General features: G+C 55.1%; 21 protein-coding genes. 11 read left to right on the top strand and 10 right to left on the bottom strand.

Annotated elements, in window-relative coordinates; translation table 11 throughout:
- Nucleotides 1-144: 144 nt before the first annotated feature.
- Nucleotides 145-1,578, top strand: a complete 1,434-nt coding sequence (locus BUB54_RS02830) for an efflux transporter outer membrane subunit (protein ID WP_082075594.1) — start codon at nucleotides 145-147, stop codon at nucleotides 1,576-1,578.
- On the opposite strand, the gene BUB54_RS20165 is transcribed toward BUB54_RS02830, so the two are convergent.
- From BUB54_RS20165 to BUB54_RS21750, 3 genes are read right to left on the bottom strand one after another with little or no spacing between them, the layout of a single operon-like run.
- Nucleotides 1,579-2,478, bottom strand: a complete 900-nt coding sequence (locus tag BUB54_RS20165; protein WP_139284763.1) for a hypothetical protein — start codon at nucleotides 2,476-2,478, stop codon at nucleotides 1,579-1,581. It abuts the gene before it with no gap.
- A 37-nt stretch (nucleotides 2,479-2,515) separates the two neighbouring features.
- Nucleotides 2,516-3,115, bottom strand: coding sequence for an acyltransferase (locus BUB54_RS20160; RefSeq protein WP_073211192.1), 600 nt, complete (start codon nucleotides 3,113-3,115; stop codon nucleotides 2,516-2,518).
- Between the two features lie 28 nt (nucleotides 3,116-3,143).
- Nucleotides 3,144-5,117 carry a glycosyltransferase 61 family protein gene (locus BUB54_RS21750; protein WP_052948305.1) on the bottom strand — a complete coding sequence of 658 codons (1,974 nt, stop codon included), beginning with the start codon at nucleotides 5,115-5,117 and terminating at the stop codon, nucleotides 3,144-3,146.
- A gap of 173 nt (nucleotides 5,118-5,290) precedes the next feature.
- Between BUB54_RS21750 and BUB54_RS20155 the strand changes: the two genes are divergently transcribed.
- Nucleotides 5,291-5,632, top strand: a complete 342-nt coding sequence (locus tag BUB54_RS20155; protein ID WP_217652419.1) for a Stf0 family sulfotransferase — start codon at nucleotides 5,291-5,293, stop codon at nucleotides 5,630-5,632.
- Complete coding sequence (locus BUB54_RS02810) at nucleotides 5,580-6,107, top strand: Stf0 family sulfotransferase (protein ID WP_158320073.1); 528 nt, start codon at nucleotides 5,580-5,582, stop codon at nucleotides 6,105-6,107. Before BUB54_RS20155 ends, BUB54_RS02810 begins: the two co-directional genes overlap by 53 nt.
- A gap of 35 nt (nucleotides 6,108-6,142) precedes the next feature.
- Here the strand turns inward: BUB54_RS02810 and BUB54_RS02805 are convergent, their stop codons facing one another.
- On the bottom strand, nucleotides 6,143-7,354 hold the full coding sequence (locus BUB54_RS02805; protein ID WP_048877925.1) for an NADP-dependent isocitrate dehydrogenase: 1,212 nt from the start codon (nucleotides 7,352-7,354) through the stop codon (nucleotides 6,143-6,145).
- Between the two features lie 137 nt (nucleotides 7,355-7,491).
- On the opposite strand from BUB54_RS02805, the gene BUB54_RS02800 reads away from it, so the two are divergent.
- The 3 genes from BUB54_RS02800 to BUB54_RS02790 are packed head-to-tail and all read left to right on the top strand — an operon-like array spanning nucleotide 7,492 to nucleotide 9,533.
- Nucleotides 7,492-8,250 (top strand): orotate phosphoribosyltransferase, encoded by a 759-nt coding sequence (locus tag BUB54_RS02800; protein ID WP_048877924.1) that lies wholly within the window; start codon nucleotides 7,492-7,494, stop codon nucleotides 8,248-8,250.
- Nucleotides 8,251-8,289: 39 nt separating this feature from the next.
- Nucleotides 8,290-8,694 (top strand): DUF4260 domain-containing protein, encoded by a 405-nt coding sequence (locus tag BUB54_RS02795; RefSeq protein ID WP_048877923.1) that lies wholly within the window; start codon nucleotides 8,290-8,292, stop codon nucleotides 8,692-8,694.
- Entirely contained in the window at nucleotides 8,691-9,533 is an 843-nt protein-coding gene (locus tag BUB54_RS02790; protein ID WP_048877922.1) for an SDR family oxidoreductase, read from the top strand. The genes BUB54_RS02795 and BUB54_RS02790 overlap by 4 nt, the downstream gene beginning before the upstream one ends.
- On the opposite strand, the gene BUB54_RS02785 is transcribed toward BUB54_RS02790, so the two are convergent.
- Complete coding sequence (locus BUB54_RS02785) at nucleotides 9,489-10,238, bottom strand: alpha/beta fold hydrolase (RefSeq protein ID WP_048877921.1); 750 nt, start codon at nucleotides 10,236-10,238, stop codon at nucleotides 9,489-9,491. The two genes, BUB54_RS02790 and BUB54_RS02785, sit on opposite strands and share 45 nt — an antisense overlap.
- 35 nt (nucleotides 10,239-10,273) lie before the next feature.
- On the opposite strand from BUB54_RS02785, the gene BUB54_RS02780 reads away from it, so the two are divergent.
- Genes BUB54_RS02780 through BUB54_RS02765 form a run of 4 tightly spaced genes read left to right on the top strand, consistent with a single transcriptional unit; the run spans nucleotide 10,274 to nucleotide 14,880 of the window.
- On the top strand, nucleotides 10,274-11,410 hold the full coding sequence (locus tag BUB54_RS02780; RefSeq protein ID WP_048877920.1) for a glycosyltransferase family 4 protein: 1,137 nt from the start codon (nucleotides 10,274-10,276) through the stop codon (nucleotides 11,408-11,410).
- Nucleotides 11,407-12,291, top strand: coding sequence for a glycosyltransferase family 9 protein (locus tag BUB54_RS02775; protein ID WP_048877919.1), 885 nt, complete (start codon nucleotides 11,407-11,409; stop codon nucleotides 12,289-12,291). Before BUB54_RS02780 ends, BUB54_RS02775 begins: the two co-directional genes overlap by 4 nt.
- 34 nt (nucleotides 12,292-12,325) lie before the next feature.
- Nucleotides 12,326-14,251, top strand: coding sequence for a threonine--tRNA ligase (thrS, locus tag BUB54_RS02770; RefSeq protein ID WP_048877918.1), 1,926 nt, complete (start codon nucleotides 12,326-12,328; stop codon nucleotides 14,249-14,251).
- Nucleotides 14,248-14,880 (top strand): MBL fold metallo-hydrolase, encoded by a 633-nt coding sequence (locus BUB54_RS02765; RefSeq protein ID WP_048877917.1) that lies wholly within the window; start codon nucleotides 14,248-14,250, stop codon nucleotides 14,878-14,880. The genes thrS and BUB54_RS02765 overlap by 4 nt, the downstream gene beginning before the upstream one ends.
- Nucleotides 14,881-14,946: 66 nt before the next feature.
- Here BUB54_RS02765 and BUB54_RS02760 read toward each other — a convergent pair whose 3' ends face one another.
- Nucleotides 14,947-15,216 carry a hypothetical protein gene (locus BUB54_RS02760; RefSeq protein WP_048877916.1) on the bottom strand — a complete coding sequence of 90 codons (270 nt, stop codon included), beginning with the start codon at nucleotides 15,214-15,216 and terminating at the stop codon, nucleotides 14,947-14,949.
- A 513-nt stretch (nucleotides 15,217-15,729) separates the two neighbouring features.
- On the opposite strand from BUB54_RS02760, the gene BUB54_RS02755 reads away from it, so the two are divergent.
- Nucleotides 15,730-16,842, top strand: a complete 1,113-nt coding sequence (locus BUB54_RS02755) for a mechanosensitive ion channel family protein (RefSeq protein ID WP_048877915.1) — start codon at nucleotides 15,730-15,732, stop codon at nucleotides 16,840-16,842.
- A gap of 11 nt (nucleotides 16,843-16,853) precedes the next feature.
- On the opposite strand, the gene BUB54_RS02750 is transcribed toward BUB54_RS02755, so the two are convergent.
- The 4 genes from BUB54_RS02750 to BUB54_RS02735 form a co-directional block, all read right to left on the bottom strand.
- A complete protein-coding gene (locus tag BUB54_RS02750; RefSeq protein WP_048877914.1) occupies nucleotides 16,854-17,528 on the bottom strand; it encodes a metallophosphoesterase in 675 nt (224 codons plus the stop codon).
- An 83-nt stretch (nucleotides 17,529-17,611) separates the two neighbouring features.
- Entirely contained in the window at nucleotides 17,612-19,018 is a 1,407-nt protein-coding gene (locus tag BUB54_RS02745; RefSeq protein WP_048877913.1) for a cryptochrome/photolyase family protein, read from the bottom strand.
- 3 nt (nucleotides 19,019-19,021) lie between these two features.
- A complete protein-coding gene (pdeM, locus tag BUB54_RS02740; RefSeq protein ID WP_048877912.1) occupies nucleotides 19,022-19,720 on the bottom strand; it encodes a ligase-associated DNA damage response endonuclease PdeM in 699 nt (232 codons plus the stop codon).
- A complete protein-coding gene (locus BUB54_RS02735; RefSeq protein WP_048877911.1) occupies nucleotides 19,717-22,182 on the bottom strand; it encodes a ligase-associated DNA damage response DEXH box helicase in 2,466 nt (821 codons plus the stop codon). The genes pdeM and BUB54_RS02735 overlap by 4 nt, the downstream gene beginning before the upstream one ends.
- Between the last annotated feature and the right edge of the window lie 3 nt (nucleotides 22,183-22,185).

Below are 22,185 nucleotides of genomic sequence, written 5' to 3'. Positions count from 1 at the left end.
TCAAACGTACTTGGGCGCTTGCTTCAGTATGAATGGCCGTGTTTTTATTGAGATGCGGCTCGCCAGAGCAGTACAGGGAGCTTAAAGACCGTGACATCCATTCGCCTGCGTCATAGCCTCGTTGGCTCTGCTCTTTCTTTGGGGATGTTGGCGGCATTGTCAGGGTGCATGGTGGGCCCCAATTTCCAGGCGCCCCGTGCGGCTACACCAAATGCGTATCTCAACGATTCCCCCTCAGCCAGCGTGCCTTATGTTTCCGGTGGCTCCGTGGACCCGCAATGGTGGAACAGTTTCAATGATCCGACGCTGACAAAGCTCGAAACTATGGCTGTCCATCAAAACTTGGACCTGAAAATCGCCACTCAACGCCTGTTGGAGGCTGAGGCCCAGGCCCAGATGGAAGGAGCCAAGCTCTATCCCAACCTCGGCGCCAATGTCGCCTATTCCCGCAACAAAGTAAGCGACAATAGTCCCACCGGCATGTTCGGCGCTGCTTTCCCGGCTGTTACGGAGCCCTACAATCTCTACCAATACGGGCTGCAAACCATGTTCGATCTTGACCTTTGGGGCAAGAACAAGCGGGCGGTCGAGGCCGCCGTAGCCAACGCCAGCGCCTCCGAGGAAGCCCGCCGCGCCGCCCTCCTGAATGTGGAAGCCGAAGTCGCCAGCAACTATATCCAGCTTCGCGGTACGGAAGCCGTACTGGATATCACCCGCAAGAACCTCAAATATGCCAACCAGCTTGTGCAACTGACCATTGAGCGCCAGCAGGCCGGGCTAACCACCCAGCTCGACGTTGCTAATGCCAAGGCCACAGCGGCCGAGATATCCTCGCAAATCCCGACGCTTATCGCCCAGCGCGACGCGCTGATCAACCAGATCGGCCTGCTTCTGGGCCAAACACCGGACGGCCTGCCGCAGGACCTTGTTACCACGGCGCCCGTGCCGCTTACGCCGCCAACGGTTCCGGTTGGGCTACCCTCCTCCCTGCTCACACGGCGGCCAGATGTGCGCGAAGCGTTGGACAAGTTGCACGCCGCAACTGCCGAGATCGGTGTCGCAAAGGCCGCCTTCTTCCCAGACATCACGCTCACAGCCTCCGCCTCGTTGGAGGGGATGCAGCTCAACGCAATGGATAGCTGGAAGTCTATCACCTATGGCTTCGGCCCGACGCTCACGCTGCCCATCTTCGAGGGCGGGGAACTTCGTGGCCAACTCAAGCTGAAAGAAGCTCAGCAAAAGGAAGCCGCTATCAGCTATGCCAAAACGGCCCTCACTGCGTTCACCCAGGTGAACACGGCGCTCGTCAACTACACCCAGGAACATGCCACCCAAGCGGCTCTGCAAACTGACGTCCAACAAAGCAAGATCGCCCTTGGCTTGGCCGAGGACCAGTATAAAGAAGGTCTTGTAGACTACCTCACTGTCCTAAACGCCCAACAAGCTTTTCTGACTGCTCAGCAGAAACAGGCGCTTTCCCTGGAGAATATGGGAACTAAATTGGTGACCTTGTATCAGGCGCTGGGCGGGGGATGGGAAGGGGAGTATCCTGCTGATCCGACAGTTAACAAATCTTGATCAAAAGTTTTGTTTAGCGGTGAGCTTTAGGTTGGACCATTTGCTTGTTAGTTTGACGCCGCCCCAAATATGTTGACCGTAGTAGGCGTTAGCTACGACCCAGTCCGAAATTTTATGGTCCATCCCCGCAGGCCCTTTTTCAATTATGGCTTTAAGCCTTGGTAGAAGATTTTCTGAAAAATGGATCTGCTTTCCATTATGTAAGAACGGATGCCCAAGCAGAGGTTCATATTCATCCGCTCCGAATGGATTGGAACGAGAAAAATAGATTGCGCGGTTAGGGTCAGAGCTACAATTTTGTCCGCCTGGGATAGAATGACATGTCTGGCTTAGTTCAAGTTGGTAAAAAAAGACCTGCGCCGGATGAACCTCACGATCAATAAGCACAATAGCAATTAGTGTATCTCCCAGGTTCACTTTGCATGCTTTCCCAGGCAATATAGAGCCGTCAACAGTTATAGTTGCTGTCTGTATAAGCGACGCTAACCGTGAAAGGGCAATTAAGGGCGTAAAGTGTTGTGCAGAAGGTGCAAAAAACAGATCCCATTCACGAGGCTTTCCTCCTGGATGGGTACAAGGTAGTGTAGCTCCACTTTGACTAATCGTTAAAATGCCATTTTTGATCTGCACATTGGCTTCTTCGGAATGTGAGATAAGACTACCATCTTCCTCCTTTGTAAAAGATGAAAGTCTACTGCCAGGGATGTCCCATTGCGCAATCACCCAAGCTGGAGACGCATTGGTAGCGCCATAATAGCGGGATTGACCAAGAGGTGCGGGTAGCTTCGGCACCTCTGTGATAAACGAGTTGAGCGCAGGGGGGAGTAATTGTTGCGCCTTGGCAGGCAAGCCCATGCCCACCAGAAACAGAGAAATCAGCCAAGAAAAAAGCCGAAACATACGGTTTCTCCACAACTCACATTGGCGAATATCAATTCTATAGTAGCTGAGAGTTCCAGGTTATACCCTCGCGCAATACTTTCGCAGGGTTTCCCGCTGCACTACAATTGTCAGGTATTTTTCCGCTTACTAAAGAGTGTGCACCTACGATTGAGCCATTTCCAATGCGGCTACCCTTCAACACCATCGCATTTAATCCCAGCCACACCCTATGTCCTAAATAAATATCTTGGGCCGGGTTGATTCTTGTTCCCGTTGAAATGTCAACAATTGAATGCATGTCACTGGTTGTAAGCATAACCCCATCAGCGAATAGACAGCCGTTGCCTATGCTGATAGCTGAAGGTTCGTGAAGATACAGATTTCCTTTTCCATTGCACCCAAAATCATCACCAATCTCGACCAATGAATCTTTGGCCTGAAAGATGCCAAGACTCTGGCAATTGATATTAGCTCCAATTTGTAACCGGCAATTATGGCCAAGCCTTGCGTAAATATTCAGGTTTCGTGTGGTGTTGGCAATTCGGACATAGTTTTTCCTGCCACTTAGAATGATTTTCCCGTTGGCCTTTCCTCGCAACTCATCACTGATTTCGATAATGTTTTCGCCTGTAGGATCAGTAATTGTTAACGCCATCAGCAACACCTTCTTTTGTTCGAGCGCCTTAGCTCAAATAGCCGCTTGAAAGCAGAGTTTCCTCAAACTTCTCCAGAGGTATTGAGAAACTTGACGAGTGAATTGTGGAAGCTGGATCGAGGCGCGTTCCGGATATGAATCCATATTCAGCACCATAAAGAGCGCAGAGACGCCTATAACACCAATTAACATATCCCTCCATATGGAACTCTAGTACTTTTGTACCTGGCTCGCAGAAAATAATATTAGTGAGACCAGCACCATGCGCTCCAATAATATGAGAAGCGTTTGAAAATGTTAAGGCTTGGTCACGCAAGCTCATTTCTGAAAGAGTTACGACATCAAAGCCGCAAATTCGAGCAATCGCGACTAAATCATCTTCATTTACTAGCTTTCGGCTATTTGAATCGCGTCGGGAGATGAATATTTTTCGTCTTCTATCTAAATGTAAATTTAGCTTTTCTTTAAGGCCGGACAGGGTCTGCTTGATAATAGGTGGCTGTACAACGCCACGCTGACGCAGAAGGTGGGAGCAAAAGAGAGTATCTATTTTGACTACATCTTTTTCTGCCACTATTGTACAGGATAGATTTCTCTTTTCTTCAAGAAGCATCATTATACTTTCTTCTTGATATTTGGCTTCAAAATCAGGAATTAGAACCGAAACGTTTCCTAGTGTCTGGCGAGACGACATATTCACAATAGGTGTATTTAACCGCGCTAGAGCGAAGATGAACCAATGATAATAATTTCTCTGTATACCGCAGAGTGTAGAGATTGCCTGAGGGTAAGAGCGGCTTGCTCCGCAGGAAAAAGAAATAGTAGCGGCCAGTTCTCTAAATTCTTCGCCCTCAAAGCTAATCTCTGGCATCAAATGTCGTGGAAACTGAAACAACGACTCTCTTATCAAATAGTCTCCTGTAAGGATAACACCATACTTTGACCAAACCGTGCAGTCCTTAATTGCAAACCCTAACGGCGCGACCAATTTCAAGATGCCTGATTGACATTGATCCTGTGGATTGAATTGGTTTTGAAAAACCTCCGGTGACTCGCCGTATGTCGGTTCAGGAATCATGAGTTCGCTTTCTTGAGCAAGCTCTTCCATCTCGATGCCAGGAATCCCTTTTTCGCCCTCCTTAAATTTTTGATGCAGTTCAAGGAAAGACACAATTTTGAATCGCTTTGGTTGGGTTGTCGCGAACCCATTTGGAGTTGAGGTTGGGGCTATAGCCCTGCAGTGATTCCGAGAAGCTTCGGAGGAGGGGGCTAAAAACTCAACAACATTTGCGAAGCCAGGCGCGTAGGGCTCCAGAGTTTCAACTAACCTTTCTAGTTGCGCTAATGCCTTTGCTGTATCAAAAAAATCAATTTCCTTGAGTTGCCAAGGAGCGAATCTCCACCACTGAAGAGCAAGCATAGGCTCAATCTGATTTTGAGGTATTCTGTATTTTTTTATTACGGCCGGATTCCCCGCAACTACAGCATAAGGGGGCACATCTTTTACCACAACAGCATTAGCGGCTACAATTGCGCCGTCTCCAATGGTAATGCCAGGCCGAATGAAAGCCCCGTGGCCGATGTAGACATCATTGCCAATTTTTGTGACTTTAGGCGTTGCCGGACGTTTACCTGAAGGAATTTCGGGCACAAATTCGCTGAACTCTTGTCCACCTAGAAAGCCAGTTCCAACACTGAAGATGTCCGTCCCTTTTCGATAAAAAGCAGGGCTAGTGGAAAGCCAATCCGTCGGATGGTCGTTACGACCAATTTGAACATCTTCGCCAATGGAAGTATAGCGACCGATCTCAACCTGTGAGTAAAAGCCTCTTACTGCATAGCTAAATGCACCGATGCGAATCTGGTCCCGCATGACCATCCATTTGATGCTGCATGGCGGTTCAAAGCTTATATTATCAGGTAAATGAGCGCCTACGGGATGCAAAACCTCGAGCCCTGCGTGCGCCAAGCGGTCGCGTAAGTCTTTGGTCAACTGCACCATATATCAGGCTCACATCTATTGGTTAATCTGGTTGATATTATATATTCTTTGTCCTGCAAAACGATATAGCGTTAAGTTATGAGGACTGGTCGAAGCATCCCAGTTTGCATATAACTGCACCATATCGCGATATAGGCGCGGCTGGAGGATGAGCGCGGATGTTACCAGAGAAGATGAAGTTTGAATATATTGTTCGCGACTTAGATATCGACAAAGCCGCCTTTCTTCGCGAACTTGCCAATACGCAGCCACCATCAAAGAAATATGTCATTCTATTTACTGCCCGATCGGGCAGTACATGGCTAACTGATGTTCTTTCAAAAACAAAAGTTTTGGGTTCACCCGAGGAGTTTATCAACCCGGATTTTGTTCTCGGTGTTGCCCGTTCTCTTAACGCAAAAGAGCCAGCTCCATTTCTCGAGTTACTCAAATGTCGCAAGAGATCTCCAAATGGGGTGTTTGATGGAAGCGCGACATGTCGATATAGAACTTTTAGGCGAAGAAATTTTCTTTAAAATCTTTGGCCCTGGGACTGTCTTTTTTAACTTATGGCGAGAGAATATAGTTGCCCAAGCAGTTTCGCTCTACCGGGCTGTCAATTCTGGACGCTACCATTCAACTGATGCTGCCGTCCCGGGCGTTCCCCCTTATGACGCCGATCAGATTAATAAGTGGCTGGTACACCTTCAGTTGCAGGAGAACGCTAACATTAATATTCTTCGTAAGCGAGGAATCATATTCGACAATTTGCGTTATGAAACCATGGTCAAAAATCGAGAGGCCACATTAGAACTTTTCTTTAGTCGATTGAATATAAACAATAAATCAGAAACCATAAACGCTTTAGTCGCTAATGAACTCCAGAAGGTTGGCGACTATTGGAATGAAGAGACCGAGCAACGCTTTCGAGCAGAAAGAGCTGAAAGCATTGCCAAATTTGAAGCTTCTCGCTTAGTTCGAGAACTCTCTCCAAAAGACATTTCTGTCTAAAAAGGGCCGGCGTTTGATTTCGCCGGCCCTTTTTCTCACCCCATCGCCTTCTTCAAGTTCGCATCGAGCTTATCCAGGAATTCCTGGGTCGTCAGCCAAGGCGCGTTCTTATCGATCAGCAGGGCCAAATCCTTGGTCATGAAGCCGGATTCCACCGTCTCCACGCACACCCGCTCCAGCGTCTCGGCAAAGTCAACCACATCTGGAGTGTTGTCGAACTTGCCGCGATAAATTAGCCCGCGTGTCCAAGCGAAAATGGACGCAATCGGGTTGGTGGAGGTTGGACGGCCCTTCTGGTGTTCGCGGTAATGGCGGGTCACTGTGCCATGCGCTGCTTCGGACTCAACCACAGTGCCATCCGGGTTCAGCAGGACGGAGGTCATCAGCCCCAGCGAACCAAAGCCCTGTGCTACGATGTCGGACTGCACGTCGCCATCATAGTTCTTGCACGCCCACACATAACCGCCGCTCCACTTCAGAGCGCATGCCACCATATCGTCGATTAGCCGGTGCTCATAGGTCAGCCCCGCTTTGTCGAACTGCGCCTTGAACTCCTCATTAAAGATACGCTCGAACGTGTCCTTAAAGAACCCATCGTAGCCCTTCAGGATGGTATTCTTGGTGGAAAGATAGACCGGGTAATTACGGGCCAAGCCGTAATTGAAGCTCGCGCGGGCAAACCCCTCAATGGATTTCAGCGTGTTGAACATGCCCATCGCCACGCCGGGGCCAGTGAAGTCATGCACGTCCATCACAACCGGCTCGCCGCCTTCCGGGGTGAAGGTCAACTGCAGCTTGCCTGGGCCCGGTACCTTATAATCGGTCGCACGGTAAATGTCGCCGTAAGCATGGCGGCCTACCACAATCGGCTGGGTCCAGTGTGGCACCAGGCGGGGGACGTTCTTGCAGATGATCGGCTCGCGGAAGATGGTGCCGTCCACGATGTTACGGATGGTCCCATTCGGGCTGCGCCACATCTTCTTCAGGCCGAACTCTTCCACGCGGGCTTCATCCGGAGTGATGGTAGCGCACTTTACGGCCACGCCATATTGCTTTGTGGCGTTGGCGGCATCGACAGTAACCTGATCATCGGTCGCATCACGGTGCTCGATTCCCAAGTCGAAATACTTCAGATCGATGTCCAGGTAAGGAAGGATCAGCTTATCCTTAATGAAACCCCAGATGATGCGGGTCATTTCGTCCCCGTCCATCTCCACGACTGGGGTTTTTACCTTGATTTTGGCCATTTTTACTCACTCTACTCCATGCGTTGCATATCAAATAGCATCCCCGACGTGCCACACAACCCTGGTTCTTATCCCTGCGCACATGGACTGATCGCCCCCAAGCCGCTAGGAGGGGCTGGAGTGCGAGTTTCTGGAGAATGACTGACATGAGCGGGCGGATTGCCGCGAAAATTGATTGGGCGAGCGACTGGGACCGTGACGCCGCTTTAACCACCGCCAAGTTGCTGCTGGAGATTAAAGCGGTCAATTTCCGGCCCGAGGAGCCCTATACGCTCACTTCTGGCTGGAAATCCCCGGTTTATATCGACTGCCGTAAGATTATCTACTTCCCCCGCGCCCGCGCCAAAATTTGCGACTTGGCGGTGGAGAAAATCAGCCGCCATGTCGGGTACGAGGCCATCCAGGCTGTGGCCGGCGGCGAGACAGCGGGTATTCCCTTCGCCGCCTGGATTGCCGAACGCATGAATGCGCCCATGGCCTATGTCCGCAAGAAGCCCAAAGGCTTTGGCCGTAACGCTCTTATTGAAGGCGATGTGCCGGAAGGGCTGAACACCCTGCTGGTGGAGGACCTCACGACTGATGGCGGATCCAAGATCCAGTTCGCCAAGGCGCTGCGGGAGGCCGGGGCCATCTGCAACCATGCGTTCGTGGTTTTCTTCTACGGCGTGTTCCCCGGCTCTTTCGAGACGCTGCAGGAGATGAATATCTCCCTGCATCATCTCTGTACGTGGTGGGACGTACTGGAAGCCGCCAAGAGCCAGCCTTACTTCTCCGATGCAGCCCTCTCCGGCGTGCGCAAATTCTTGGAGAACCCGATGGCTTGGTCCGCCGCTCATGGCGGCGTTGCTTCCGCGCAAGAGGCACTGGAATACAAGCTGGGTAAAGCCAAAGGCTAACCACTTTATATTGCTGGGGGATGGCGCCATATCGGTGGCATGCCCCAGCCTGATCAGTCACTCCGCTTTCTACCGCTGCAAGGCGGCCCCCGTTGGCTATTGCGTCTAGAAGGCGCGGCGTTGATGCTGGCAGGGATCGCATTTTATGCCCATCTCAGCATGGGCTGGTTGCTGTTCCTGGTTTTGTTTCCGGTGCCTGATCTTTCCATGCTGGGTTACGTGGCTGGGCCACGCGCCGGAGCAGCCATCTATAACTGTTTCCATTCAACCTTACTGCCCTTCGCCTTACTGGCGGCTGGCGCATTGACCGCCAGTTCTCCAACCATAGGGGGGGCGGCCATATGGCTGGCCCATATTGGGTTTGACCGGCTGCTTGGCTACGGGCTGAAATACGCCGCTGGCTTTTCTGAGACCCATCTCGGCCGCATAGGAGGCACGCCATGAACCATCTGCTCATTTTCGGGCTTGGCTATTCCGGCCGGGCTATCGCCAAGGCTGCCGTGGCTGCGGGATGGCAGGTTAGCGCCACCACGCGCGGTCAAATCCACCCCGAGCCCGGCGTGACTTTACTGCCGTTCGCCCATGCCGCACCTGCCATTGCCTCGGCTAGCCATATTCTCTCAACCGCCGCGCCGGACGAAACCGGCGATCCGGTACTCGCCCGTTACCATGCCGCCCTCAAAGCCTCTTCGGCCGTCTGGCTCGGCTATCTTTCCACCACCGGCGTCTATGGCAACGCCAATGGCGGCTGGGTAGATGAGGAAACATCTCCTAACCCTGGCTCCACGCGCACCCAACGCCGCGTCGGCGCGGAGCATGGCTGGGCGGCACTTGGCAAACCACTTGCCATTTTCCGCTTAGCGGGCATTTACGGCCCGGGCCGGTCGATGCTGGATGACCTCAAGGCAGGGCAGGGACGGCATGTGGTTAAGCCGGGCCACTTGTTCGGGCGCATCCACCGGGAAGACATTGCACAAGGCGTACTCGCCGCCATCCGCCAGACGGCCACCGGCATCTTCAACTTTTCAGACGACGAACCCGCGGCTCCCGCGGACGTAGTCCAGGAAGCCGCAAGGTTGCTTGGCATCAAACCGCCCCCACCAATGCCTTACGAACAAGCCATTAAAACCATGTCGCCCATGGCGCTCAGCTTTTGGGCAGAAAATCGAAAGGTTTCTGCGGAAAAAACAAAGTCCCGGCTGGGACTCGCATGGCGCTACCCTACCTACCGTGAGGGCTTAGCCGCCATTCTCAACGAGGAGCGAGCCAACAGTCTGAGTTAACAGTATCAGATCATCCGGAGCTGAAAGCCGATGATCGCCTTCCTTAATATAAATCAGCTGTACATCACCCGCCGCAAGCCGTTCAACCAGTTTCAGGCTGAGTTGCCAGGGTACTGAAGCGTCCTGCATGCCGTGCAGAATCCTCACCGGGCAGGTAACCCCAATCTGGCTCTTCATGACCAGATACCCCGTACTACGGCGGACGAGAGTCAGGGAGAAGGGCAGGGGATCACCATATTCAGACGGCTGATACACAACCCCCGTGCGTTCCAGCGTCTCCGCCTGCTCGGCGGTAAGTTCGCGTTCAAGCAGCGATTCCGTAAAATCCGGAGCCGGGGCGATCAGCACCATGCCCCGCAGCCGCTCGCCCAGCCTGGGGCCAAGCAGCAATGAAATCCATCCGCCCATCGAGGATCCAACCAGCAACACATCCCGCCCAGGTGCAGTCTGATCCAACACATGCTCGGCATCCGCCGCCCAGTCCCCAATACCGTTTTCCGTAAACACTCCGGCGGACTGCCCATGCCCGGCGTAATCAAAGCGCAGCATCGCCCGTTTGTTGGCCCTGCACCATTCCTCCAAGGTTAACGCCTTGGTGCCCTGCATATCTGAAGCATAGCCCGGGCAAAACATCACCACCGGGCCTTCACCTTCTAGAAATTCATAAGCCAGATCGATTCCTGGCAGGCGTGACACATACGGCATAGTCATAATCTCCTAACCCTGGTAGCGCGCAATGCATGATTGACCGGCCGAAAACGATTCTCCAGGTGTTGCCCAAGCTTGATGCCGGGGGCGCTGAGAGGGTCGTGATCGAAATCGCCCAGGCGGTGCATCTTGCAGGGCATCGCTCCCTTATCGCCGCTGAGGATGGCCGCCTCTCATCCCTGGCCACCCGTGGGGGAGCCGAACTGATCAATCTGCCGCTATCAACCAAAAATCCTTACCGAATTTGGCGTAACACAAAAAAACTGAAAGCCATCATCAAGGAGAACCAGGTTGATCTTATCCATGCTCATTCCCGCGCCCCGGCTTGGTCCGCTTTTCGCGCTGCCAAGCGAATGGGCATCCCGTTCGTGACCACCTATCACGGCACCTACGGTGAGAGCACGCGGCTGAAGAAGCGCTATAATCAGGTGATGGCGGCAGGCGAGCGCGTGGTGGCCGTTAGCTATTTCATCTCGGACCTCATCAAATCCCGTTACAAGATTGATCCCGAGAAAATTCGTGTCATTCATAACGGCGTGGATCTGCGTAAATTCGATCCTGCCTCCGTGCGTGGTGACCGGGCCGTCCGTCTGGTCAAGGAATGGCGGATCGAGAACGGTCAACCCGCGATTTTGCTCCCTGGCCGCCTGACCGCCTGGAAAGGCCAGCGCCTGTTCATCCAAGCCCTGGCCAAGATGCGGCATCAGGAGGCCGTGGGCATTCTTATCGGCTCAGATCAGGGGCGGCACAAATACACCCAGGAATTGCTGGCTTTGGCTGAGCAGTTGGGCATCAGCAACCGCCTGCGCCTTGCCGGACATGTTGAAGACATGCCCGCCGCCCTCAAACTGGCTGATATTGTGGTCAACTGCTCCACTGCGCCTGAAGCGTTTGGCCGCACCATCATCGAAGCGCAGGCGATGGCCAAGATCGTCGTCGCCACGGACCATGGCGGCGCGCATGAAACCATCGAGCCCAATGTCAGTGGCTTCCTTATCCCGCCTAACGATGCCGCTGCCCTGGCCGCCACCTTCGATGCGATTCTCGATGGCGACATGGATCTGCGTATTGCCTTCGGCGCCCGCGCGCGGGAGGAAGTCGGCGACCGATTCTCTCTGGCCGTCATGCAAACCCGCTATCTGAACCTTTATGCGGAGTTGCTCGGCTGATGCGCGTGCTGGTCATCCGCCACGGCGCCTTTGGTGATATCGTGATGACCTTCCCGGCTTTCGCCGCCATCCGCGCGTGCCATCATGCCGACGAGATCACCCTACTGACCACAAAACCGTATGCTGGGTTTCTGGGCCAAAGCCCCTGGTTCGACAAAATTGAACTCGACGCCAAGCCGGTTTGGTGGAACCTTCCGGGCCTCCTACGCCTGAAGCGCCAGCTTTCCGGCTTTGACATGGTTTACGACCTGCAAACCTCCGGCCGCTCCACCCGTTATTTCAGCCTCGCAGGTCGCCCACCCTGGTCCGGCATCGCGCGCGGCTGCCAGTTTCCTGACGCCGCCAACCGCGAAACATTGCACAGCCGCGAACGCCTGGAGCAGCAGCTTCGGCGGGCCACCCTGCCTACGCCATTAGCCGTGCCAGATCTTTCGTGGCTCGCGGGGGATATCGCCGGCCTGAACCTTCCCCCGCGTTACGCCGTGCTAGTCCCCGGAGCTGCACCACACCGCCCGGAAAAGCGCTTCCCGGCCGAGAAATTCCGCGAGGTTGCCGCCGCCTTGCATTTACCCGTCGTCGTCGTCGGCACGTCCGGCGAGAAACCCCTGGCGGATACCATTGGCGGCATTGACCTCACCGGTAGAACAGATTTCTTCCAGTTGGCTTCAATCTTTCGGGGCGCGTCCCTGGCCATAGGCAACGATACAGGCCCCATGCATCTAGCCGCTGCAATCGGCGTGCCCTGCATTTCTCTCTTTTCAAGCGCCTCAGACCCCACCCGTTGCGCCCCACGCTACCAGGATGGCGGCTGGCCGACCATTCTTCGCGCGCCGACTCTTCAGGAACTACCGGTTGCGCAAGTACTGGCCCACCTGCCATAACGCCGCCAGTTTTTGTCATTTTAGGAAGACGCTTATGCCTGCCATCACCTTGCCCGACGGTTCCGTTCGTTCCTTCGACGGCCCGGTGACTGGCACCACCATCGCTGCCGCCATCGGCCCCGGTCTGGCCCGTGCCGCACTTGCCATGGAGGTTGATGGCAAGCAGATGGACCTTTCCCGTACAATCTCGTGGGACGCCGCGGTGAAATTCATCACCCGCAAGGACGAAGCCGCCCTGGAGATGATCCGCCATGATGCAGCCCACGTGCTGGCCGAGGCGGTGCAGGAACTTTATCCCGGAACACAGGTCACTATCGGTCCCTCCATCGAAAACGGCTTTTATTACGATTTCTACCGTAACGAGCCCTTCAAGCCCGATGACCTTCCGGCCATCGAGGCAAAGATGCGTGAAATCATTGCCCGTAACGCGGGTTTTGAGCGTGAGGAATGGGACCGTGAGGAGGCTATCAAATTCTTCGATGGGCGTGGAGAGCGCTTCAAAGCTGAGCTGATCCGCGACCTGCCGGAAAGCGAAACTATCACCATCTACCGACAGGGCGAGTGGCTGGACCTGTGCCGCGGCCCGCACATGCGCAGCACGGGTGACATCGGCAACGGCTTCAAGCTGATGAAAACCGCCGGCGCCTATTGGCGCGGCGATGCCAAAAATCCGATGCTCTCCCGCATATACGGCACCGCCTGGCGTGATAATAAAGAGCTGGACGCCTACCTCCACCAGCTTGAGGAAGCCGAACGCCGCGACCATCGTAAGATTGGCAAGGCCATGGATCTCTTCCACATTCAGGAAGAAGCCGTCGGCTCCATTTTCTGGCATCCCAAAGGCTGGAAACTCTACCGGACAGTGGAAGCCTATATCCGTCGCCGCCAGGAGGAAGGCGGCTATGAAGAAGTCCGCACCCCGCAGTTGGTGGATCGGAAGCTGTGGGAAATGTCCGGCCACTGGGACAAATACCGAAAGAATATGTTCATTGCCGAGGTTGAAGAGGAAGCTACCATGCTTGCCCTAAAACCGATGAACTGCCCCTGTCATGTCCAGATATTCAACCAGGGCCTGCGCTCTTATAAAGAACTTCCGATCCGTATGGCCGAGTTCGGCGCCTGCCACCGTTACGAGCCCTCCGGCGCGCTGCACGGCATCATGCGTGTCCGCGCTTTTACCCAGGACGACGCGCACATCTTCTGCACGGAAGACCAGATCGCTGACGAGACCGTACGCTTCGTTGCGTTGCTGGAGAGTGTCTATAAGGATTTCGGGTTCGAGAGCTTCAGCGTGAAATTCTCAGATCGGCCGGAAGTCCGCGCCGGGTCCGACGAGGTCTGGGATCGCGCAGAGGGCGCCCTGAAAGAAGCCTGCGAAAAAGCTGGTGTTACCTATACGCTCAATCCCGGTGAGGGCGCATTCTACGGTCCCAAGCTGGAATTTGTGCTGCGTGACGCCATCGGCCGGGACTGGCAGTGCGGCACCATTCAGGTCGATTTTGTGCTGCCTGAGCGTCTTGACGCGGAATATGTCACCTCCGAAAGTGGCCGTGCTCGCCCAGTAATGCTCCACCGCGCCATTATTGGCAGCTTTGAGCGTTTCCTCGGTATCCTTATCGAGCAATATGCCGGGCGCTTCCCGCTCTGGCTGGCGCCGGTGCAGGCAGTGGTCGCCACCATCGTCTCCGACGCTGACGGCTACGCCAGGGAAGTCACAGAAGCACTCCGCTCGGCTGGCCTCGCCGTGGAACTGGATATCTCGAACCAGAAAATCCAAGCCAAGATCCGCGACCATTCCCTTCATCATGTGCCGAACATTCTCGTGGTCGGCCGCAAGGAGGCTGAGGAACGCAAGGTGGCTCTGCGCCGCCTGGGCGGTGCCGCGCAGGAAATCCTCGCGCTGGAAGAGGCTATTACCCTGTTGAAAGCTGAGGCCACGGCCCCAGATCTTCGCTCATGAGCTTCAAAATCGGCATCATCCCCGTCACTCCCTTCCAGCAGAATTGTACTCTGGTGTGGGATGACGAAACTAAATCCGGTGCGGTGATCGACCCCGGCGGCGACGTCTCCCTTATCAAGGATCAGATTGACAAACTGGGCCTCTCGATCTCCGAAATCTTCCTCACCCATGGCCATATCGACCATGCGGGCGGCGCGGGGGAGCTTTCCGAACAACTGGACGCCCGTATCGTCGGCCCAGGTATTGAGGATAAGTTTCTGCTAGATGATCTCGCAGCTCAGGGGGCTCGCTATGGGCTCAAAGCCCGCGACTGCCATCCCGACCGCTGGCTTCAGCAGGGCGATATCATTACTATGGGCGGCGAGGCTTTTCAAGTTCGCCATTGCCCTGGCCATACGCCTGGCCACATGGTGTTCCTAAGCAAGCCTCTAAATTTCGGGATTGTTGGAGACGTGCTGTTCCGCGGCTCAGTTGGCCGTACGGACCTCGGCGATTATGGAGACCACGAGCAACTCATTGCCTCCATCCAACGCGAGCTTCTGGTACTGCCGGATGAATTCAGCTTCCTGTGCGGCCACGGGACCGGCTCCACCATCGGCGCTGAACGTCAAAGCAACCCGTTTTTGTAAATACTACAAACAAATAAGGACGGGTTATTAATTCCCGTCCTTATTTATCTTAAAACTTTTGAAGCATTATTTATAAATTCGGCTCAACCGTTCACTTTTGGTCTTCTCCCACTCTTGGTATTCTGGGTTATTGGGAGCCGGGTATTTAGCGAATTGAATATCACGAGTAACTTCCAGAAGTTCAGCAAGAGACATTGACTTGCGACGATTGCCAAGCAAAGCAGCTGCCAGTGTCGCGACTTCCTGGGCGCGTATGCTTGCAACCAAGTTCCAGAACTGCCCATTAGCTAGCTTGGTGGTTAATTCCGTTGAGGCACCAGGCGTCGTGTCGCTCATATTAGCTCCTTGCGTAACTGTAAACGAAATGCCACTCGATCATTTATGGCTTCCATTTTAGCATAGCGGCAGTTTGTGGATTTATGATAGAGGCTAAATGCTTTATCAAAACGATTAGAGAATTACATATTTTATAGTAAATATGTAGGACTTTTGATTTTTTTCCATTTAATATTACAAAATCTATAACTACTTAGTTCTGACGCCCTCAGTTAAGTCGATGATGAAGAGCAGTGATTCCGCCCGAATGGCTGGAGTGTTTCAATTCTATGTTGAGGGAATAGTCCAAACCTAAGTGAGAATTTTTTAATAGAAAAGGCTCATTATCTCCCGGCCTAAGAATGTGTTCTCTCCGGTTTACAGCCACACAACTCATGCCTAAGTAACAGCTATCCTGAATAACAGCCAGCCGCATGGGATCTTTCTGAACTGAAAAGCCGTATTGCCATTGCACAATACGGCACACAGTAGTCCGTGTTTTCAGTCCGGGGTCAAAGTCTAAAGGAACGATATATGCACAAATTATTTGAAAACATGGCGGCATTCTGGGGTGCACATCTTTCAAATGTGATCGGCATTATCGTCATTCTTCTAGCGGGCGTCTTTGGCTCAACCCTGGCCAAAACCGGCTTTGGCCTCCTTATGCGCTGGTCCAATAATCACGGGCATAAATTCCGTGCAGCTGTTTTAGGCTGTCTTTTAACACCGGCGGTCTGCCTCATCTGGGGGCTGGTCACTTATTTTATTGTGCTGGCGGTGTCGGCTCCGTTGAAGCTGAGTGAATTGCTAAACATTCTACCAGTCATCCTCAAAATCTTCGTTCTGCTCGTCACGGCTTGGGCCTCATTGCGTGTTGTTGCGGTGAGTGAGCGCGCGTACCCGGCTCATATTTGGCATAAGCACGGCAAAACCCCGGACCCGATGTTAGTGGATGCCATCGCCAAAATCACCCGCATCCTCGTGGTCACAATCATCGGCTTGATGATCCTGCGTATTTTGAATTTCTCCATAGCCAGTCTGCTTGCTTTTGGTGGTGTTGCGGGTATCGCCGTTGGCTTCGCCGCACAGGGCGTTACTGCTAACCTGTTTGGCGCTCTCGTGGTTTATCTCGACCAACCCTTCAAGGTTGGCGAATGGATCGTGCTTCCCACCCAAAACGTATCCGGCACGGTCGAGCATATCGGCTGGCGCACCACCACAGTGCGAGGCTTCGACACACGGCCCTATTACGTCCCCAACCAGATCTTTAATTCATCGGTCGTGCAAACACCGCCCCGGATGCAGGCGCGGCAGATCAACAGCATCATTTCCATCCGCTATGTGGATTTCGACAAACTCGCCCGTATTACCGCGGATTTCCGAGCGCATGTCGATAACCATAAAGAGATCGACCAGTCCCTGGGCGCCATGGTCTATTTCCAACAATATGGTAGTTATGGGCTGCAAATCCTGGTCTGGTGCTTTACCCGCACTGTGGTTTGGCAGGATTCGCTGGCCATTCAGGAGCGGCTCTTAATTGAACTTGGGCAAATCGTACGCCGCCATGGAGCGGAACTCGCCGTGCCCATCTCTCAGGTCGAGCTGACATCCCCAAGTCCCTTCAGCCCTCCTCAGCCACCAGTATGAGGCGTTTGAGATCAGTCGACCTGATCAATATCCACCCAGGAAAGATGCCCGCCTTTTCCAGCGCCGGTATCCATGAATATCGCCTTTCCTCCCTTGCGGCTTTGCCTCACGTAAGGCCGCCCGTCATTAGAGCGTTGGTCATGACCAACATAAACCACCATGCCTGGCGGAATATCCTCCACCCAGCGTAAAAGCCGTTCCGGCTTACCGGCCCCTGTCACCCGCCCGCTGGTCTGGCCATAAAGGGCCCTTGCCCAAAGCGGGTCCGGCCGCCCGGGAGGAAAGGGGCCTGGTGCCTGCTCCAACATCGCGGGATGAAACCCGCCATGTACAAAAAACAGGTTCCCAGCACGCAACCAAACTGGTGCCGCCATAATCGCGTCTTTCGTGGGGCGTCTCATCTCGGCGGGTAAAGTCGCGAATGTTTTTATCGTGGGTTCCCCCCGCACGCGGTCACCGCGCAAGGCCCTTGCCAGTTTGAAATCGTGGTTCCCGAGCAAAAACAAGCCGCGCTTTTCGTCGAGCAGCCGGAACATAATCTCCAGCGCGCCGGGTGTATCTGGCCCGTCATCCACCAGGTCGCCAAGCTGAATCACAAACCTGTCCGTCTCCGCCGCCGCTGCGAAAGCCCGGGAATCTCCATGCACATCCCCCACAATCCGCAATGGCCTGCAAGGAGGGATCATGTGAGCGTTCCCCCACATGGTGAAAAAGCGTTAAACATTACAATTTAAAGATGGTGCAGCTGTAAAAACAGCGCAAGAGGCGTTTACGCCCCTTGCCGAGCCTTTAGCATCTCATAAGCTGACAGCGCCGCCTGCCGGCCATCTGCTGGTAATATCAGAGGCTTAGGATAAGTCCTGCCGAGCCTGACGCCAGCCCCGGCCAAAACCAAGGAAGGCGCATCCCACGGGGCGTGGATATAAGCATCTGGCAGTTTTTCCAGCTCTGGCACAAAGCGGCGCACATAGCCTCCCGCCGGATCGAATTTCTGCCCCTGCAAAACAGGGTTGAAGATGCGGAAATAAGGTGCCGCATCCGCACCACTTCCCGCTACCCATTGCCATGAGGCTCCATTCGCGGCCTCATCCGCTTCACAAAGCGTATCCCAAAACCAGGCTTCCCCCGCCTGCCAGGGAATCAGCAGATGTTTCACTAGATAAGAGGCGCAGATCATCCGCACCCGGTTATGCATCCAGCCAGTTTGCCACAGCTCGCGCATCCCCGCATCTACAATGGGAATTCCCGTCTGCCCGCGCCGCCACGCGGCGAGATGCCCGGCTTTTTCCTTCCAAGGGAAGGCCGCGAATTCCTTGCGGATCGGCTGGGTCCGAATATCCGGGTACTGCCACAGCAAATTGATTGAAAACTCCCGCCAGAGCAGTTCCTTCAAAAAGGTCTGCACGCCCTTGCCATCTCCCGTCGCCTTGGCACGGTGCCAGACATAGCGCGGCGAAATCTCCCCGAAATGCGCATGGGGTGAAAGTTTTGACGTGCCAGGGCGGTCAGGAAAATCCCGCGCCTCGCTGTAACTCTGTATTGGCCCGGCCAGAAACGCATTCAGCCGTGCATGGGCTCCGGCTTCGCCGGGCGTCCACTCAGCGCGCATACCGCCCGCCCAATCCGGCTTCGTGGGCAGTAGCTTCCAATCCGCCAGCACCTCGCTTTCGATCGGCGCGCAGTTAAGGGTTGCGGGAGCGGGCAGGGGGCCTTCCGGCACGCCAGCCTCAAAACAGGCTTTCGAGAACGGGGTATAGACTCCGAACGGCCCACCCACCTTGGTGGTAATGCGCTCAGGTGGAAACAAAGAGGCTGAAAGATGCCGATACAGCCCGCAATCTATCTCTTTCAGCTCCACATCCAGCTTGCGGTCGGTCTCGCGCCAGAACGGCTCATAGCTGCGTGCCGCGTGCACAGCAATCACATCATGCGCCTTCACCAACCCGGAGATTACCTCCACCGGATTACCACGCCGCAAAACTAGTCGCCCACCTCTGGCTTCAATATCCATTGCCAGAGCGGTCAGAGAATAATGCAGCCACCAACGACTGGCCGCGCCAGCGCGTTCATCCAGAATATACAGCAGAATAAGCGGCTCACCGCTCTCCGCCGCCTTATGCAAAGCGGGGTTGTCGGTCAGCCGCAGATCATTCCTAAACCAAACGAGTTGCGCCATGTCTCAGGCGACCTCTGGCAAGCGCCCTAACTGTTCAAGGGCGAAAGAGTAGAGCTGTTCCTGCCCCAGCATGAACACGCGCAGCCCACGCGGAAACAGCCGGAAAATAGCTTGGTCCCGCACATCCAGCCCGCCTGTGAAGGCACCAAAGGCAGGCAAAATTAGGCGGCTTACGGCATCGGAGACAAAGCAGGCGCGTGAGACGCGCTTGGCGCGGGATTCGATGCACGCCTTGGGGTGGTAATGGCCAGAAATCTCAATCTCACGCGGCGCCAAGCGGCTTAGGGCCTGATGCCGGAACACAAACGGGCCTTCCCGATGCTCCGCCACGCATTGCCCGGGCAGATCATGCGGCGCGGCATCATGATTGCCCGCCACCCAGATAAACTGCGCCTCACGCCCCATGGCTTCCAGCCGCGCCCGGTCATCCTTGGCCAGCCGCGCGGGCGCCTTGCTGTCGTGGAAGGAGTCCCCTAGCGCAATGAGCTTTGAAGGCCGATAAAGCCGCACCAGCCGGTTCAGACGTTCCAGCGTCGCGCGCGTGTCATAAGGCGGCAGCAAACTGCCATTCGCCGCGAAGGATGTGGCTTTCTCAAAATGCAGATCCGCAATGATCAGAACCCGTTTAGACGGCCAAAACGCCGCGCCGGAAGGGTCAAGCATGAGCCGTTCATTTCGAAAGTGGATCGGTGCTGCGGTCATGATTGATGAAAAAGCATATTCTGCCCCTTGGGACCATGTTTAAAATTGTGAAGACTTTCATTTTCAGCCGTGGCCTCAGTAACAAGGGCGGCTGTTTCCGCCAATAATTGCTCCTCGGCTTCGCCCGCCACCTGCTCCCGGCCAATTTCCAGCAAAACGGGTACCGCAAGCGGCGAAACGCGGGACAATACCATATGCGTGATCCGCCCCTCCGCCCGGCGCAAAACTGCTGCGATACGGGACAAATCAATCAGCCCATGGGTCGCGTCGGCCCGGGTGGCGCGAATCAACACATGGTCGGGCTGGTGCTTGCGCAGCACATCGTAGATCAGGTCTGAATTTACCGTAACCTGCCGGCGGTTCTTCTCCGCTCCAGGTAACTGGCGCGGAATCAGCCCAGCGATCACCGCCACCTGCCGGAAGGAGCGGCGCAGCAAGGAGCTGGTCTCCATCCATTCCTCCAGATCATCGCCCAGCATATCCTCCTGAAAAAGCTGGTCGATCCTCTCCGGCCGGTAGGCCGACCACGTGGCCAGCACATAATCCGTGGCCACAAAACCGATGGGGGCATATCCCGCCCGTTCCATGCGCTTGGTGAGCAGCAGCCCCAATGTCTGATGCGCATTACGGCCTTCAAAGGCATAAACCACCATGAACCAACGGCCATTGCGGGGAAATGTCTCCACCAGCAACCCGTTCGGCCCCGGCAACCGGCTGCGCCGTTTTTGCAGGGTCAGCCACTCTTGCACCTGTTCAGGAAACGCCCCCCAGCACGAAGGGTCATGCAGCATGGCCCGCACTCGGCTGGCGAGATTAGTAGTCAAAGGCAGCCGCGCCCCAGCATAGGCGGGAACTTTGGGCTCCTTGCCCGGAGCTTCCACCACCTCCGCGACATTCTCCCGCAAGCGCAAGAATTTCAGCACCCGCCCAGCGAAGATAAAACTGTCGCCGGGCACAAGCTGGTTGACGAAATATTCCTCAACTTCACCCAGCCCCACGCCAAAGCCTCCACGCTTGCCCACAAGCCTCAGTTTGATCATCGGCGCCTCGACGATGGTGCCGATATTCATCCTAAAATACTGGGCTACCTTGGCACTGGCCGGGTACACAAAGCCCTCAGAGTCCCGGAACAGCTTTCTGTATCGCTCATAAGCCGCCAGCGCGTAGCCGCCGTCTTCCACGAAGCGCAGTACGTCGTCGAAATCCTGGCGCGGCAGGTCAGCATAACACGCGGTGGAAACAACTTCCCGGTACAGATCATCCGGCAAAAACCGCCCCGAGCAGGCCATGCCCATAATATGCTGGGCCAGCACATCCAACCCGCCTGGACGGGGCGGATCGCCATCCAACGCTTTTTCTCTAACCCCAGCCATGGCGGCTTCACATTCCAGCACTTCAAACCGGTTGGCGGGAACCAGGATGGCGCGGGAGGGTTCATCCAGCCGGTGATTTGCCCGCCCCAGGCGTTGCAGCAACCGGGACACCCCTTTGGGCGCGCCGATCTGTAAAACCTGATCCACCCCGCCCCAATCAATGCCGAGATCAAGCGAGGAGGTGGCAATAACCGCCCGCAACCGCCCTTCAGCCATCGCGGCCTCCACCTTGCGGCGCTGGGCGATGTCGAGGCTACCATGATGAATCGTAATAGGCAGGTTTTGGCTATTATGTTTCCAAATAGCCGCGAAAAGTAGTTCTGCCTGAGCACGCGTGTTCACAAATACGATGCTCATGGCAGCCCCGGCAATTTTTTCCAGCACCAGTTCGGCCGCTTTCAATCCCATATGGCCTGACCAGGGAATCTCCACATCCGGTAAGGCCATGGTGACGTGGGGCGGGGCGCCGTCCTCAGCCTGCACCAGCCGCGCTTTGGGGCCGACAAATTGCCGTATGGCTTCAGGGTGGGCCACCGTGGCGGACAAGCCAACGACACGGGTTGGCGAGAGTCTGCGTAGCCGGGCTATGCAAAGGGAAAGCTGGTCTCCGCGCTTGGTGCCGGCCAAGGCGTGAATCTCATCCACCACCACGCAAGACAGCGAGGCGAAATAATCCGCGCTATTTTCCTGTGACAGCAGGAGAAGAAGCGATTCCGGGGTAGTCAGCAGAATGTTGGGCGGCATCTCCTTCTGCCGGGCGCGCCGGTTGGCCGGAGTGTCACCGCTGCGGGTTTCAACGGAGACGGAAAGCCCCATATCCGCCATCGGAATTTGAAGATTGCGCGCAATATCCGTCCCCAGCGCCTTGAGTGGGCTGACATAGAGTGTGTGGAGTTTATCCGTTGGTTGCCCAGCCAAAGCCACAAGGCTAGGGAGAAACCCCGCCAATGTCTTGCCTGCACCGGTGGGAGCGATGAGGAGTGCATCCCTGCCGGCCTCAGCAGCTTCCAGCATGGCTGCCTGATGGTCGCGCAGGCGCCAGCCTTTTGCCTTGAACCACTGTTCGAATCTCTCTGGCAGCCTAGCCATGAT

This window comes from Acidocella aminolytica 101 = DSM 11237, from assembly GCF_900129125.1.
Taxonomy (GTDB): Bacteria; Pseudomonadota; Alphaproteobacteria; order Acetobacterales; family Acetobacteraceae; genus Acidocella; species Acidocella aminolytica.
The sequence above is the reverse complement of the archived record's forward strand: the minus strand, read 5'-3'. Positions and strand labels throughout refer to the sequence as shown.

Coding starts and splice junctions, on each gene's coding strand:
- BUB54_RS02780 (WP_048877920.1), top strand. CDS start 10,274: ATGATTGACCGGCCGAAAACGATTCTCCAGGTGTTGCCCAAGCTTGAT.
- BUB54_RS02790 (WP_048877922.1), top strand. CDS start 8,691: ATGAACCATCTGCTCATTTTCGGGCTTGGCTATTCCGGCCGGGCTATC.
- BUB54_RS02810 (WP_158320073.1), top strand. CDS start 5,580: ATGGAAGCGCGACATGTCGATATAGAACTTTTAGGCGAAGAAATTTTC.
- pdeM (WP_048877912.1), bottom strand. CDS start 19,720: ATGACCGCAGCACCGATCCACTTTCGAAATGAACGGCTCATGCTTGAC.
- BUB54_RS02745 (WP_048877913.1), bottom strand. CDS start 19,018: ATGGCGCAACTCGTTTGGTTTAGGAATGATCTGCGGCTGACCGACAAC.
- BUB54_RS02785 (WP_048877921.1), bottom strand. CDS start 10,238: ATGCCGTATGTGTCACGCCTGCCAGGAATCGATCTGGCTTATGAATTT.
- BUB54_RS02805 (WP_048877925.1), bottom strand. CDS start 7,354: ATGGCCAAAATCAAGGTAAAAACCCCAGTCGTGGAGATGGACGGGGAC.
- BUB54_RS02830 (WP_082075594.1), top strand. CDS start 145: ATGTTGGCGGCATTGTCAGGGTGCATGGTGGGCCCCAATTTCCAGGCG.
- BUB54_RS21750 (WP_052948305.1), bottom strand. CDS start 5,117: ATGGTGCAGTTGACCAAAGACTTACGCGACCGCTTGGCGCACGCAGGG.
- BUB54_RS20165 (WP_139284763.1), bottom strand. CDS start 2,478: ATGTTTCGGCTTTTTTCTTGGCTGATTTCTCTGTTTCTGGTGGGCATG.
- BUB54_RS02765 (WP_048877917.1), top strand. CDS start 14,248: ATGAGCTTCAAAATCGGCATCATCCCCGTCACTCCCTTCCAGCAGAAT.
- BUB54_RS02735 (WP_048877911.1), bottom strand. CDS start 22,182: ATGGCTAGGCTGCCAGAGAGATTCGAACAGTGGTTCAAGGCAAAAGGC.
- BUB54_RS20155 (WP_217652419.1), top strand. CDS start 5,291: ATGAAGTTTGAATATATTGTTCGCGACTTAGATATCGACAAAGCCGCC.
- BUB54_RS20160 (WP_073211192.1), bottom strand. CDS start 3,115: ATGGCGTTAACAATTACTGATCCTACAGGCGAAAACATTATCGAAATC.
- BUB54_RS02750 (WP_048877914.1), bottom strand. CDS start 17,528: ATGATCCCTCCTTGCAGGCCATTGCGGATTGTGGGGGATGTGCATGGA.
- BUB54_RS02795 (WP_048877923.1), top strand. CDS start 8,290: ATGCCCCAGCCTGATCAGTCACTCCGCTTTCTACCGCTGCAAGGCGGC.
- BUB54_RS02760 (WP_048877916.1), bottom strand. CDS start 15,216: ATGAGCGACACGACGCCTGGTGCCTCAACGGAATTAACCACCAAGCTA.
- BUB54_RS02755 (WP_048877915.1), top strand. CDS start 15,730: ATGCACAAATTATTTGAAAACATGGCGGCATTCTGGGGTGCACATCTT.
- BUB54_RS02800 (WP_048877924.1), top strand. CDS start 7,492: ATGACTGACATGAGCGGGCGGATTGCCGCGAAAATTGATTGGGCGAGC.
- thrS (WP_048877918.1), top strand. CDS start 12,326: ATGCCTGCCATCACCTTGCCCGACGGTTCCGTTCGTTCCTTCGACGGC.